General features: G+C 35.4%; 13 protein-coding genes. 5 read left to right on the top strand and 8 right to left on the bottom strand.

Annotated elements, in window-relative coordinates; translation table 11 throughout:
- Together B3P23_RS21505 and B3P23_RS20470 are read right to left on the bottom strand one after the other, a co-directional pair.
- A partial coding sequence (locus B3P23_RS21505) for a PD-(D/E)XK nuclease family transposase (protein WP_414713162.1) occupies nucleotides 1–130 on the bottom strand: 130 nt, incomplete at its 3' end.
- Between the two features lie 204 nt (nucleotides 131–334).
- Nucleotides 335–781 carry a nuclear transport factor 2 family protein gene (locus tag B3P23_RS20470; protein WP_293929155.1) on the bottom strand — a complete coding sequence of 149 codons (447 nt, stop codon included), beginning with the start codon at nucleotides 779–781 and terminating at the stop codon, nucleotides 335–337.
- 395 nt (nucleotides 782–1,176) lie between these two features.
- Between B3P23_RS20470 and B3P23_RS20465 the strand changes: the two genes are divergently transcribed.
- Nucleotides 1,177–2,367, top strand: coding sequence for a TlpA family protein disulfide reductase (locus tag B3P23_RS20465; protein WP_293929153.1), 1,191 nt, complete (start codon nucleotides 1,177–1,179; stop codon nucleotides 2,365–2,367).
- Nucleotides 2,368–3,038: 671 nt separating this feature from the next.
- Nucleotides 3,039–4,991: a PAS domain-containing sensor histidine kinase gene (locus tag B3P23_RS20460; protein ID WP_293929151.1), complete on the top strand. Its 1,953-nt coding sequence runs from the start codon at nucleotides 3,039–3,041 to the stop codon at nucleotides 4,989–4,991.
- 4 nt (nucleotides 4,992–4,995) lie between these two features.
- Here B3P23_RS20460 and B3P23_RS20455 read toward each other — a convergent pair whose 3' ends face one another.
- Entirely contained in the window at nucleotides 4,996–5,166 is a 171-nt protein-coding gene (locus B3P23_RS20455; protein WP_293929149.1) for a hypothetical protein, read from the bottom strand.
- A 248-nt stretch (nucleotides 5,167–5,414) separates the two neighbouring features.
- Between B3P23_RS20455 and B3P23_RS20450 the strand changes: the two genes are divergently transcribed.
- The 3 genes from B3P23_RS20450 to B3P23_RS20440 all read left to right on the top strand — a co-directional run bounded on the left by B3P23_RS20450 (nucleotide 5,415) and on the right by B3P23_RS20440 (nucleotide 8,708).
- On the top strand, nucleotides 5,415–6,338 hold the full coding sequence (locus B3P23_RS20450) for a hypothetical protein (RefSeq protein WP_293929147.1): 924 nt from the start codon (nucleotides 5,415–5,417) through the stop codon (nucleotides 6,336–6,338).
- Between the two features lie 300 nt (nucleotides 6,339–6,638).
- Complete coding sequence (locus B3P23_RS20445; protein WP_293929145.1) at nucleotides 6,639–7,061, top strand: GNAT family N-acetyltransferase; 423 nt, start codon at nucleotides 6,639–6,641, stop codon at nucleotides 7,059–7,061.
- A 1,011-nt stretch (nucleotides 7,062–8,072) separates the two neighbouring features.
- Nucleotides 8,073–8,708, top strand: a complete 636-nt coding sequence (locus B3P23_RS20440) for an MgtC/SapB family protein (protein WP_045755904.1) — start codon at nucleotides 8,073–8,075, stop codon at nucleotides 8,706–8,708.
- Nucleotides 8,709–8,863: 155 nt separating this feature from the next.
- On the opposite strand, the gene B3P23_RS20435 is transcribed toward B3P23_RS20440, so the two are convergent.
- From B3P23_RS20435 to B3P23_RS20415, 5 genes are all read right to left on the bottom strand, one after another.
- Nucleotides 8,864–9,076, bottom strand: a complete 213-nt coding sequence (locus B3P23_RS20435; RefSeq protein WP_293929143.1) for a hypothetical protein — start codon at nucleotides 9,074–9,076, stop codon at nucleotides 8,864–8,866.
- Nucleotides 9,077–9,319 (bottom strand): hypothetical protein, encoded by a 243-nt coding sequence (locus B3P23_RS20430; protein WP_293929141.1) that lies wholly within the window; start codon nucleotides 9,317–9,319, stop codon nucleotides 9,077–9,079. It lies immediately after the preceding gene.
- Between the two features lie 16 nt (nucleotides 9,320–9,335).
- Complete coding sequence (locus tag B3P23_RS20425) at nucleotides 9,336–9,785, bottom strand: nuclear transport factor 2 family protein (protein WP_293929139.1); 450 nt, start codon at nucleotides 9,783–9,785, stop codon at nucleotides 9,336–9,338.
- Between the two features lie 507 nt (nucleotides 9,786–10,292).
- Nucleotides 10,293–10,862: a hypothetical protein gene (locus tag B3P23_RS20420; RefSeq protein ID WP_293929137.1), complete on the bottom strand. Its 570-nt coding sequence runs from the start codon at nucleotides 10,860–10,862 to the stop codon at nucleotides 10,293–10,295.
- The gene (locus tag B3P23_RS20415; protein WP_293929135.1) at nucleotides 10,849–11,343 is read right to left on the bottom strand and encodes an RNA polymerase sigma factor; all 495 of its coding nucleotides are present in this window, start codon (nucleotides 11,341–11,343) and stop codon (nucleotides 10,849–10,851) included. Before B3P23_RS20415 ends, B3P23_RS20420 begins: the two co-directional genes overlap by 14 nt.
- Nucleotide 11,344 lies beyond the last annotated feature (1 nt).

Genomic DNA, 11,344 nt, shown 5'->3' with positions numbered 1-11,344 from the left:
CTCCCTCAAAGAGCCCATTTAAGAACCCAATTAAAATCGGCTTATTTTCTTCCCTGCCAAAATAAAATTTAAAACTCCAGTCTCCACTAAAACCAACATACTTACCTAAGTTACTTTTTGTTTTTTTCATAATAATATGGTTTATTTAAATAATTAATTAGATGACCAAATATGAGAAAAACTAAAAATATTAGCCGGTTATTAAACGTTTGTTGTCGTTTGTTGTCGGCTATTATTCAAAAGATAACCATCCACTTGGTCTTGCTTTCCGGACACAAAAAAACCACATCTTTCGATATGGCTTTTACTAAACATATGATTAAACTGTTAATTATTAATAAGAATTGATCGACTGGGATACTTTCCAGTTGCCGCCGTCATTGACCAAGGTGATTAAATCGGTCTTAGTAAATCCTTCAAATTGTTGGGTCACTTTTACAACTACATAGTCACTGGATTGCTCAACGATTATGGTACTTGTTTTACAGTTCAACTGCTCGCCTTTTTGCTTTTTCAAGAATGAGATAACGGATGAACGACTGTTGGTCTGATCGTTTGATGCCTGTACTTTCTGGCTGAAGTCCGCTGTAAAGAGTTGCTCTACTCCTGCCGACTGTCCTTCGGTCATAACGGCTAAGTAATGGTCAATGGCTAGATCTGCTGTGGATAGGTTGACAGTTACTTTTTTTGAATTGTCTCCTGCTGGTTTTGCTGCTGCCATAGTGAAAGTCGATACTGCGATCAAGGCTGCTGTTGCGAATGTTTTTGCTATAGTTTTCATATTGTCTTTACTTTATATTGTTATTAAGTTGCATCAGCCCCACATCCACCAACTCAAACCCTGATGCCTGCTTTGCAGTTCTATTTATTTATTGATTCAAAAGTAGGGTGCAAATCGTCCCTACCCTATGGCAATTAGACAAAACCAACTAAAAACTCGGTGAGTGGTGAAAATGCATAGGTGAAGTTGTACGGATAGATTCAAAATGCTAAATTCAACAGAGTAAAGACTTAATAAAAGAAATAAAATTGAATCATGACAACTAAAAGGTATAGCACCGAAATTGTTATCCTTGCAGGAAAAATATATTCGTATCAATTATGAATATAATAATTTAAAAACAGTATACTTGAGAAAAATTAGATTACAATTAAAAACACAATTCCTCTTGAAGAATGAAGTATTTTAAGACGATTATCTTTACAATCACAATCTTATGGTGCTCAGTCAACCTCACTGCACAACAAAAGAAATTAAAGGATTATAAGTTGTTGGTCACCTTGGAGAATGCCCCTTTTGACACACTTTATTTATTAGATTATACAAATAATAGAGACGTTCGAATCAGTGGCAAGAAAAAAAACAAATTCACGTGGGAAATTACAATCCCGGATAGTATCGTCGACAACTCTGAAAACATGATGCTCAAAGTAAGGGATTACGACCCACTTACCAATGCAACAACGAACATACGTTTTATTACCTCCCAGAATGATAAAATAACTCCTATTGCAAACATGGGTGTGGAGGATAGAGTTAACTATATTTATGCACGTTATAAGGAAAAAACAGTCTTTGCAGGGGATGTAATTTCAACTAAGATCAATAATAAGGATACGTCCATCATGGGGGATATTATATGTGAAGACTTTGACTTGATGTTACAAAATGATCATTCGGATATAACAATACGTGCAAAAGATCCATATTTCAGTTGGTTCAGTAACTACTACCATGAAAAAAGATCTTATGCGGAATATTTAACATTTTATAAAAGCCTTGTACAAGCTTATCCCGACTCGAGATACCTTATCTCAGGCCTTGCCAACAATCTCATGAATTACAAATCAGTGGACGATATTAAAATCCTCTATTCACTATTTTCTGAAAAACATAAAAACACACAATGGGCCAAAAAGATTGAATTATTTATGAGTAGAAAATTTGAGAACTCATCTTTATCAACTTTGAATCAAAAGGGACATGAGGAAGTGTTACAAGATCAATCAAAATTTAATTTAATCGTTTTCACTGCGTCATGGTGTGTGCCATGCTTAGAAGAAATTCCTTTATTAAAAGAAATACACAATGATTTAGGAAAGAAATTGATTATGACTTATATTTCAATTGATGAGCAAAAGAATATCCCAGCTTTTCGGAAAGTGATTAAACAAAATGATATTCCATGGAGATCTTTATTAGCCTATGAAGATAACAAAAAAATCAAAGAGAAGTACTTTGTCAAGGGAATACCACACTGCATATTAGTATATCCAGATGGTAAAATGGAAAATATTGAGGTTAGACAACCAGATAAAAAAGCTAGGCTATATGAAATAGTCAGTAATACGGATTTGTCCTTGTAACACTTTCTCTTGTAAATCCAGGAGCTGCTCGATGTACTGTAACATGTTCTTCATTAAATTCACTCATAAACGCGCATAAAATTCTATAATAATGAAAATTAAAAAACTACTTTATAGATATCTTCAAGACCGATGAAAGAATTTTCACAAACTAAGTAACCAAATAGCAAAAAAGCCTGGCTTGACGATCTTTGAATTCTTGACCCTCTACTATTATATTCATCGCTTTGAATAACAGTCGTACACATTCGGTCAATCGGGATGTGGCTATAAACTCAAGTGGAACATCGTTGATCGCATAGATACCTTTATAACGCTCTATAATCAAGCTAGCTTTACCTTTGTTCTTAATTCACAGATTTCACTGCGTACTGAATCAGAGAGGTTGTGTTTGAAGAGAAGTCTTTTCAAGTAAATGTTGCCTATGTACCTCTTCGATACATTCATGCTCACGTACTCTTTTATTCTAATCCTCAATGTTAACGATTTTTAGTTCGTGAGGATGCAAACAAAATTCAAACTGCAAGAAAAAGGCTACGACACATAATTTCTCATGCGATTTAATGATAAGGCATAGGTCGTTACACTAAAGTCATATTTTACGACCATGATACATAAATAAATTATCTTTCATATTTTTGTTTGTAATGAATTCCCAAGAAAGTCCAAATATGATTCCCTTTAGCGCTGATTTAATTATTCAGGCACTGGCTTCCTCGCCTTCGCCTACAGCCATTTATAGCGGTGAGAATATGATCATCCGTTTTGCTAATGAAGGAATGCTTGCTGTTTGGGGCAAAGATGCTTCTGTGATAGGCAAACCTTTGATCGAGGCAATTCCTGAATTGGAAGGACAGCCTTTTCTAGAGCTGTTGCAAGAGGTGTGGCGGACTGGGATAACGTACTCCGTGGCTGAGGCTCCTGCAAAGTTAATAAAAAACGGAAAGGAGACACTTGATTATTTCGATTACGAATATAAAGCTCTTCTTGATGAAAACAATAGAACTTGGTGTATACTGAATACGGCACTGGAGGTGACCTCTCGCCGTGAGTTTTTAGAGCAGATTAAACATAAAGAAGAAAGAGAGCAGGCCCTCAACGAGGAAATGGCTGCGACTCTCGAAGAATTGACATCGACCAATGAAGAGCTCAACAGATATATAAAGCAACTGGCCGACAGCAGGGAATACATTCGTACCATTATAGAACAGGCACCTGTTGGAATCGCCATGTTGAAAGGGCCCGAACATCATATTGAAATCGCCAATCCTGCGATTCTCAAGATATGGGGACGAGAGGAGTCGGAAGTCATTGGGTATCCGCACGAAAGTGCTCGTCCGGAAATGCGTGGACAGCCTGTTAACAATTGGCTTAAACAGGTATACCAAAGTGGTGAGCCTAAGATAAACACAGAATTTACAGTAAAACTGCATGATAAAGACGGATTGAGAGAGGCAATCGTCAATTCCATCTATCAGCCCATATTTTCTAATGACGGCAGTATTTCAGGTGTTTTGATCATTCTTGAAGAAATTACCCAGCAGATAATGCTGCGTAAGAAGAATGAAAATGATCAACAGATGCTGAGCCTAGCAGTAGATGCTGGCGAGCTCGCGACCTTCTACTACCAAACTGAAACAAATCTCTTTTCCGGAAATAATCTTCTAAAGAAATGGTTCGGACTTTCATCGGACGAAAAAATGGATCTCTCTCTTGCCATCGCCGTTATTTTGCCAGAAGATCGGGATCGGGTGTCGCTGGCCATCGAGCACGTGTTACGTAAAGATTCTGATGGTCATTATTTCATAGAATATCGGATTCAAAATAATATTGATAAAAAAATTAGACTGCTGCAGGCCAACGGAAGAGTTTTCTATGATAGAGAGGGTAATCCACTCAGCTTAAATGGTACCTTGAGGGATATTACCGAACAAAAAAAAGAGGAACAGCGAAAAGATGATTTCATTGGAATGGTGAGCCATGAACTTAAAACACCGCTGACTTCTCTTAAAGCCTATCTGCAGATATTGCAACGGATGGACTTACTAACAAAAGATCCTATGTCACAAAATATGCTGGGGAAATCTGTCAAGCAGGTACAATATATGAACACCATGATTAATGGGTTCCTCAACGTATCCAGGCTTGATTCGGGTCAGCTGCATCTGATGAAAACTGTTTTTGATTTTCAATCACTGTTTGCCGAAATTGAAGATGAAGTGCTTTCGACGACCAAAACTCATCATTTTCTGTTTAAAGCATCTGGAAAAATAATGATTCATGCAGATCGTGAAAAAATAGCGCAGGTACTCCATAACCTTGTTGGAAATGCGGTCAAATATTCGCCTCTCAGATCTACGATCAAAGTAAATTATTCTACCAACGGTAACAGTTTAAAAGTAAATGTTCAAGATAGTGGAAAAGGGATTGCTGAGGAAGATCAGCAACGGATATTCGAGCGCTATTATCGGGTTAAGGAAACGAGTGGCGGCGTGATATCAGGTTTCGGAATTGGGCTTTACCTTTGTAGAGAAATCATCGAACTGCATGATGGAAACATTCAGGTTCAGAGTGTAAAAGATGAAGGAAGTATATTTTCGTTTACCTTACCATTCAACCTATAACGCCTTATGAACTGCTGGTAGCTTTGCAAATTAGCTTAAACTGCGCACCAGTTAAATCATCCGTCAGCAATTGATAGCGTATAGCTATAGCTTGATCATTGTCCAGGAAATCAAAATAAGGGAATAGAGTGGCTTGACGATCTTTGAGTTCTTGATCCTTTCCTATTTCATTCATCGCTTTGAATAGTAGCGGTAAAAATTCGATCAATCAGGATGTGGCTACAAATTCGGCTATCACTGATATAGGATAAAAATAACGCAGGACTTCTCTCCCCTCGATAAAGAAATCATAAGATACCGAATCTTCGCATTAGAAGTTTAATTTTAAATGGGAGTAACATAGTATTTCTGTTAAAATAAGTGAAAAGATGTTTGTAAATCCCACAAATTATGGAATATCTCCTATCCTAGCATCAATTACATATGAAATTATTACTGCTATTTTTAATTGTATTTAGCTTTTCTGCAAACGGGCAGTCGTCAAAACCACTTACTGATGAACTGAGTAAGATTCTAAAGGATGAATTGGTGAGAGGAAAACAATTTTCAATCCATTTTAGTAAAGTGAGTAATGGGGAAATTAGCATTTTGACCCCTAGTATTCCAACAGATGACTTGTTATTAAATAAGATAAAGACTGTTTTAAAAAAAGACTCTCTACTTCAGTCCAAAAATTCGTACTTCTTACATATATACTGGGATCTATATTCAACAAAAGTTTACAGTTCAATAGGAAAGAAAGTTTCAGTGGGTTTTACAAATTATTCGAACTACATGCCTAGCCCCTACGGTGGCATTGGATTATTTGTTAAAAATATGGTAGCTGAACTAAAACGAAATAATTTCGACTTTCAAAATTATTCAAGGTATCAACATCAACTAGAAGTATATGTGGATGAAAAAGGGAACCATTCTTTTACGGGTTCCGACAAAATTCTGTCGTACTTGGACAGCACAAAACTGACCCGCTGGAGAATAGCTTTATATTATGGCAAACCTATTAAAAGTATATATGAGATCTCATTAATCAATCCTCACCCCTTATCAGATAGTCTTAAAAGAATAGAATCAGCGCAAGCTGCAGAGGTATTTGTGTGGGATCAACTGTATGAAAATCAGTTTGTGCGCTATCAATCAGGTGTACAACAAATCCCACAGGGAGAACTTATTATTTCATTTGTTCTCAACGCTACATTGAATAGCTTTGAAAATCCAATAATACATCGTGGAAAGCTAGATGAAGCAAAGAAATTAATAAATTTCATCTTAATGCAGCATCCTTTCAAAAACAGTTTTTACTGGTCTGAATATCCAAAGTCTGACCGTTATTATTTTTACTTAAAATAGCGGATATTTTTTTCAATGTATGCTCTTTTTTTTTCTGTATTACATTTTTAGTATTTGTATAACATATCAATACGACGTGTTACCTTACCATAATAATTAATCAGGCTTAAATTCTACTGTAAGTAACAGATCCACTAAAATCTATTTCCCAAATGGAATCAAAATAACGCTGCAATTCTCTGCCCTCAATGGTATGGGTAGTCGTCAACTCAAGCTCTGAGGTAAAAAGCGTATTTTTTAACTTGGATTCAGTATATTAGAAAATAAGTCCGGACATTTGGAACAACAAATTTATGATACATGTTTATAGAAATTAAAGCCGCTGATTATCCACGTTTAATGGAAATTTGGGAAAGTGCCGTAATAAATACTCATGGTTTTCTAAAAAAAGAAGACTTACTATATTACAAAGAACAAATTCCTACATATTTTAAGCATGTTAAGCTGATTGGATTTGAGCAGGAGAAAGTTTTGGTCGGATTCATGGGAGTTTCTGAAGGAAATCTTGAAATGTTATTTGTTCATAATGATTATCGGGGTACTGGAATAGGTAAAAAATTAGTTGAATATGCCATAGCAAATCTAGAAGTAACTAAAGTGGATGTAAATGAACAAAATATTCAGGCGGTTGGTTTTTACAAGTATATTGGTTTTAAAACAATAAATAAATCCGAATTGGACGGAAGCGGTAAAGAATATCCCATACTGCATATGCAATTGTAATTTAATATACTAGGTGAAGAGCTTTCAAATACATTAATTCCTCTTCACCCCTCATGATACAAGATTGGCCACTTCTCTAAAAATTCATCAGGAGTTTAAAATATTCTTGTTTTTTGCTCGTAAATCCAACAATTTTTTTCACGTGCTAAATTTATAAGTGATCGCACGTCCGAAGGGATTTCTATTTTTTTATCTAACCATGCTGGTACCCTATTATATCTGATAAAAATATCACCAAACTCCTCTTCAATAGCTCCATCTCTCCTGCTATAACATCTGGCCAACGTGCAAAACGTTATCTAACGATCTGCTTCCGTTCGTTGATACTAAATAATTGGAAATAGTAAATGCTGACTCTCCTATACCGGCAACCTGCCTAAAGTGAGCTGCGCTATGCTCATAGGAGTTTTTGCAGCTTCATCAGGATGATTGAGCATATACTCGTTCTGTATTGGCTTTAAATTTATCTTTAGTCGTTTAAAATAATAGATCAATCAGAAAACCTTTAAGAATTTTCCTTCTCACACTCCCTCTGGTGCATCAATAATATACTCAATCAAGATTTAGCAGACTCTTCCTTAAATTGACTCATAAACGTCCATAGGATACAAGATCAAGATGGTATTAGCTTTACTACGAAACAATGTCAGTGATGAATATCAAATTTTGTGCAGCGTCTAATGTAAAATATGTGCAAAAACGAAATTATACCGAGAGACATTTTATACGATGATTCTGAAACCAAAGTCCATTAAAAGAATATTATCAGCTGCCTTTTAAAAACCTACCTTACTATATAATTTTCAACTGATTTAGCTATATTCGTGAACTATATATTTCAAATAATTTCAGCATTATGCAAAAATGAAATGGCTCGCAGTTTTAGTGCTTGTACTTATATTGACCAAAGGGTCTTTGAACAATTACGGGCTTGATTGCTAAATAGCTAATCCTTTTTCCTACCTTAACAAAAACACTTAAAAGAAGCAATAAATATAAGAGGATATACTAATGGATTTTACAGTAGAAATTAATGACATGGTAGCAATGGTTATTTCTATCATATGTGGAGGAGCCATTGGCTTTGAACGGGAATACAAAAATAAGTCTGCCGGCTTTCGAACAATAATTTTAATTTCACTGGGTTCGACCATTTTTACCATAGTTTCCCAGCATGGTGCAGGTACTGATGACCGAATTTCGGCAAATATTATTACAGGTATTGGATTTATTGGGGCGGGTGTAATTTTTAAAGACAAAATTTCTATTCGTGGCTTGACGACTGCTGCTGTAATCTGGACTTCTGCAGCAATCGGAATGACAGCAGGAATAGGTTATCACGCGCTTGCACTATGCCTAACTTTAATTACTCTTGGGGTATTATTAATGGTTACCAGAGTGGAGCGAATGATTGCACAACTACAAAAAGAACAGCTCCTGAGTGTAACCTTTCGTGATCCTGACTTTGAGCAGGTCCCGAAATTGGAAAATATATTAAATACAAAAGGACTTACTTTAGAACGAATGGAAATTGTAAAAGAAAACGATCATTTAATAGTAAACTTCAAGGTATCAGGTAAAAAAAGATACTTATTGGAAATGAGCGAAACACTTGCTACCCGACCAGAAATCTTAAGCTTCTCTTAATGTTTGCCGCAATTATGTTTAGCAACCAAATCTTTGATTATTCGCGGCCGGTAAGGCATTAAATCTGATTAAAAAACGTTTAAATTTACCATGCCGATGTAATGAAATTGAGTGATTTGAAAATATAAACTTTGTTGTATATGATCTACGATCACTTATTTCAGCTTTTCGATCTCGTCGATGGTCAGGCTTGTAGCTTTGACAATCTGAGCAATAGAAAAACACATTTCTTTCAGATTAAAAGCTGTCTCAATGGCTTTTTGGCGCTGGACTTTGGCTTTAGCCTCTACTCTATTGCTGCTTGCTTGGCCTCTTCCAATTGTTTTTCTAATCCTTCTTGATACCTCTGCACTGCTTCGGCATGACATTTACATTTTAGAACGAATAGCATAAATAGTTCGTTCCTCCTTTGTCACTTTTGCGTATCGGGCCAACTGAAAGAACCGTTGAAATACTGCCGAACTGAAAATCCTTGGCAAGGTCTTTAATGTAGACATATCCTTGATCATATACAATACTTTGTCCAATTTGCCTTCAGCTTCACTTTTAAAAAAGTTAATCAATTTATCATAAATAAAGCCACATCTCACGACATGGCCTTTACTAAACATATGATTAAACGGTAAATTACTTATACGAGTTGATCGATTGTGAAACTTTCCAGTTACCGCCATCATTGACCAGTGTCACCAGATCTATCTTGGTAAATCCGTCAAACTGCATGGTTACTTTGGCTAGCATATAATCAGCAGACTCCTGTACGATTGTAGTACTTGTTTTGCAATTCAGCTGCTCTCCTTTTTGTTTTTTCAAGAATGAGACAACGGCTGAGCGGCTGTTAGTTTTAACTTCTGATACCTGTACTTTTTGGTTGAAGTCGGATGTAAAAAGTTGCTCTACTCCTACTGACTGTCCTTCGGTCATAACGGCTACGTAATGATCAATGGCTAGATCTGCTGTGGATAGATTGACAGTTGCTTTCTTAGAGTTGTCTCCTGATGGTTTTGCTGCTGCCATAGTGAATGTAGATACTGCGATCAAGGCTGCTGCTGCGAATGTTTTTGTTAAAGTGTTCATATTGTCTTTATGTTATATTGTTATTAAGTTGCATCAGCCCCACATCCACCAACTCAAACCCTGATGCCTGCTTTGCAGTTTTATTTTTAGTTGTTGATTCAAAAGTAGGGTGCAAATCGTTGCTACCCTATGGCAATTAGACTAATCCAACTAAAAACTCGGTGAATGGTGGAAATGGGTAGGTGAAATTATTTTAAACTTTTTTGAACTATTTTAACCCACAGGTGTTCTTCATATATAAAACGACAACAAGCTTACTTTCATCAAGAAAGTGTATAACGATAAATGACGTAGTACAGTAAATAAATTCAAATGCGTCAAAACCATTTGGATGACGAAACAAAAAAGAGGAAACGATAAGAAACATAAAAAATTACTGTGCTGTTAAACGCCAAGATAAAGGGTCTAATGAAAATTAGGCCCTTTTGATTTATCTTACAAACCGACTCTCAATGAGCTTAATAAATTGATTTTGAACAATATATTATTAAATCAGAACACTTTATTTTACGATATACTTTTTAACAAATGTAAAAGCTGTACTTCTTTTTTAATTATTCGGACCATAAGTATTCCAAAGATGAGTAAAAATGAAAATCCACTTGATACAATATAAAGATAAAAACCACTAGAGAAACTCTCTTTAAATACAGGTAAAAGAAAAGCAAAGCCCACAGTGTAGGTCATATAAATGATAGGTGTGAAGATATAATGGATTTTTTTTCTCCATTGATAAAATTGATGCGCCTGTTTACTGTATTCAATTAAGGCAACATCAGTCCTTAAGTTCGCTAATTTTTTCTGACTTATCCATTCTAACACAACTCGAAATAGAAGCATTGTAATCATGATGCCCAATCCAAAACTAAATAGTGTTTGCTTGTAAGCTCCTACCCAAATATAATAAAAGACTAATATAATTGATGTTACACCTAAAATTACTTGAGTCCACAAATGATTGCGTTTAATTTTTTTAGTATGTGCCTCTGCTTTTTTAATAATATCATGAGCAGCTGGTCTTAAATCAGATTCTGTTTGCAGATTCCAAATATGCTGTAATTCTTCAAATTTTTTCATTTTGTACACATTGAATTAAACTTTTTTTAATGCGATGGATTCTAACGCGAAGCGTTTCTTCGGTAATTCCAATTACTTTTGATATTTCCGGGTATGTCATGCTATCTAAAGTCATCAAAATAATCAATCTGTTTACCTCTTGGAGCTTCTCTATGCATTGATACATTTTTTGAAGCTTTTCTTCCTTTTCATTCGAATAAGTTTCCAAAACAATCTGAGGCATAATATCGGTTCTAATTTCTTTTCTGGAAGATGATTTTCTTAAATATAAAAGACAGGTGTTTACAGTAATCCTATAAATCCATGTACTTACGCTTGATTCATTTCGAAATGAGTCGAGATTCTCCCATACTTTAAGGAAAATTTCCTGAGTGGCATCAGACGCTAATGCAGTATCACCACAAAAATAACCTCTGCACAATCGAAACACTTTATTATAATGCGTGACGTATATATCGTCAAATTCTTCTTCTGTAGCCACC

The organism is Sphingobacterium sp. UBA6320 (assembly GCF_002440335.1).
GTDB lineage: Bacteria > Bacteroidota > Bacteroidia > Sphingobacteriales > Sphingobacteriaceae > Sphingobacterium.
This window is presented reverse-complemented; position numbering and strand designations above follow the sequence as displayed.

Excerpts from the sequence above, each read along its gene's own strand:
- B3P23_RS20440 (WP_045755904.1), top strand. The coding sequence starts at position 8,073 with ATGGATTTTACAGTAGAAATTAATGACATGGTAGCAATGGTTATTTCT.
- B3P23_RS20450 (WP_293929147.1), top strand. The coding sequence starts at position 5,415 with ATGAAATTATTACTGCTATTTTTAATTGTATTTAGCTTTTCTGCAAAC.
- B3P23_RS20430 (WP_293929141.1), bottom strand. The coding sequence starts at position 9,319 with ATGTTTAGTAAAGGCCATGTCGTGAGATGTGGCTTTATTTATGATAAA.
- B3P23_RS20470 (WP_293929155.1), bottom strand. The coding sequence starts at position 781 with ATGAAAACTATAGCAAAAACATTCGCAACAGCAGCCTTGATCGCAGTA.
- B3P23_RS20465 (WP_293929153.1), top strand. The coding sequence starts at position 1,177 with ATGAAGTATTTTAAGACGATTATCTTTACAATCACAATCTTATGGTGC.
- B3P23_RS20425 (WP_293929139.1), bottom strand. The coding sequence starts at position 9,785 with ATGAACACTTTAACAAAAACATTCGCAGCAGCAGCCTTGATCGCAGTA.
- B3P23_RS20420 (WP_293929137.1), bottom strand. The coding sequence starts at position 10,862 with ATGAAAAAATTTGAAGAATTACAGCATATTTGGAATCTGCAAACAGAA.
- B3P23_RS20445 (WP_293929145.1), top strand. The coding sequence starts at position 6,639 with ATGTTTATAGAAATTAAAGCCGCTGATTATCCACGTTTAATGGAAATT.
- B3P23_RS20435 (WP_293929143.1), bottom strand. The coding sequence starts at position 9,076 with ATGTCATGCCGAAGCAGTGCAGAGGTATCAAGAAGGATTAGAAAAACA.
- B3P23_RS20455 (WP_293929149.1), bottom strand. The coding sequence starts at position 5,166 with ATGAATGAAATAGGAAAGGATCAAGAACTCAAAGATCGTCAAGCCACT.
- B3P23_RS20460 (WP_293929151.1), top strand. The coding sequence starts at position 3,039 with ATGATTCCCTTTAGCGCTGATTTAATTATTCAGGCACTGGCTTCCTCG.